Genomic DNA, 630 nt, shown 5'->3' on the forward strand with positions numbered 1-630 from the left:
ACCAGAAGAGCGTGCTCGTGGAATTACCATCTCAACTGCTCACGTTGAATATGAATCACCATTACGTCACTATGCACATGTAGACTGCCCAGGACACGCTGACTATGTTAAAAACATGATCACAGGTGCAGCGCAAATGGACGGAGCTATTCTAGTTTGTTCAGCTGCTGATGGTCCAATGCCGCAAACCCGCGAGCATATCTTATTATCACGCCAAGTGGGTGTCCCTTACATTGTGGTTTACCTAAATAAAGCGGATATGGTTGACGATGCAGAGCTATTAGAATTGGTTGAAATGGAAGTTCGCGAACTACTATCGGACTATGACTTCCCGGGTGATGATACCCCAATTATCATTGGTTCAGCTCTTAAAGCTTTAGAAGGTGATACTTCTGATATTGGTGTACCCTCAATTGAAAAATTAGTTGATGCATTAGATTCATATATTCCAGAACCAGAGCGTGATATTGACAAGCCATTCTTGATGCCAATTGAAGATGTATTCTCAATTTCGGGACGTGGTACTGTGGTTACTGGACGTGTTGAGCGTGGTATTGTTAAAGTTGGTGATGAGCTTGAAATTGTAGGCTTGCGTCCAACGACAAAAACGACCTGTACTGGTGTTGAAAT

1 protein-coding gene is annotated in these 630 nt (G+C 43.0%); it reads left to right on the plus strand.

What is annotated here, in order from left to right; genetic code table 11:
* Positions 1-630 (plus strand): GTP-binding protein (locus A5N85_RS13930; protein ID WP_249024001.1); only part of this gene is annotated, 630 nt, incomplete at both ends.

It is taken from the genome of Suttonella ornithocola (assembly GCF_001889065.1).
In the GTDB taxonomy this organism is placed as follows: domain Bacteria; phylum Pseudomonadota; class Gammaproteobacteria; order Cardiobacteriales; family Cardiobacteriaceae; genus Suttonella_A; species Suttonella_A ornithocola.